General features: G+C 59.3%; 2 protein-coding genes. Both read right to left on the reverse strand.

The annotated features are described in order from the left end of the window. On the reverse strand, positions 1-717 hold a 717-nt coding region (locus ACIOTL_RS18085; RefSeq protein WP_400344233.1), incomplete at its 3' end, for an IS3 family transposase. Beyond that, positions 717-1,028, reverse strand: coding sequence for a transposase (locus ACIOTL_RS18090; protein WP_400344230.1), 312 nt, complete (start codon positions 1,026-1,028; stop codon positions 717-719). The genes ACIOTL_RS18090 and ACIOTL_RS18085, both read right to left, overlap by 1 nt. Positions 1,029-1,079 lie beyond the last annotated feature (51 nt).

Consider the following 1,079-nt stretch of genomic DNA (forward strand, 5'->3'; position numbering starts at 1 on the left):
GTCGCCGACACTGCCAATCGACGGAACCAGCCCCTCAATTTCCAAAGTGTCGGTGTACCGGATCGAGGTGTATTGGCTTCCCGCGTCCGAGTGATGCAAAAGCCCCTTGTCAACCGGCCTATTACTGTGTTTTCGGCGCCACAGGGCCATTTTCAGGCACTGCTCCACGAAAGCGGTGTCTTTCACAGTGGAGGTTTCCCAGCCGACGATGGCCCGCGAATACAGATCGATCACCAACGCCACGTAGACGAACCCGGAATACACCGGCACGTAGGTGAAGTCCGTGACCCAAATCCGGTTTGGTGCCTCTGCCGTGAAGTCTCGGTTCAGCAGGTCACCGGCCCTGCGTCCGTCCTTGCCAGGGATCGTGGTGCGGGTCTTGCGGCCCCGGACCATGCCGTTCATGCCCTCGTCACGCATGAGCCGGTCAACGGTGTGTTTGGAGACCGCGGGGAAGCCGTTGCGCCGCAGCCAAGCGGTCATCTTTCGCCGGCCATAAAGGATTTCCGGCTTCGGTCTTCCTTTAGCGTCTAACACTTTGAGGCTGCGTAACGTGTCAATGACCTTCGCATCTTCAACTGCTCGCAGGGCCGGAGGCCTTGTTTTCCAGGCCCGGTAGGTTCGTGCGGCAACCTGCACGCCCTGCTCACGCAGGACGGCGCAGATCGACTCGACCGCATGACCTTCGGCCCGCTGCTCATCAACGAATCGGCAGATTAGCGGCGGCGAGGGTCGAGTTCCCTCGCGAAGAAAATTGAGGCAGCTTTCAAGATTTCGTTGGCTTCCTTCAAATCCCGATTCTCCGCCCGCAACGCCTTGAGCTCATCGAGTTCGGTAGTGGTTGGGCCGTCCTTCTCACCGGTGTCGGCCTGGGCCTGGAGCACCCAGCGACGCAATGATTCGGGACCGACATCCAGCTTCGGAGCCAGGGCCTTGCACGCTGCATAAATGGAAGGGTACTCGGAGAGCCGGTCCACAACCATCGCTACGGCGCGTTCACGAACTTCGGCAGGGTATTTCTTGGGCATGGTTGCTATCTTTCTCTCGAAAGACAGCGGCATCAAATCAGGGACGGTTCA

It is taken from the genome of Glutamicibacter sp. NPDC087673, assembly GCF_044743255.1.
GTDB lineage: Bacteria > Actinomycetota > Actinomycetes > Actinomycetales > Micrococcaceae > Glutamicibacter.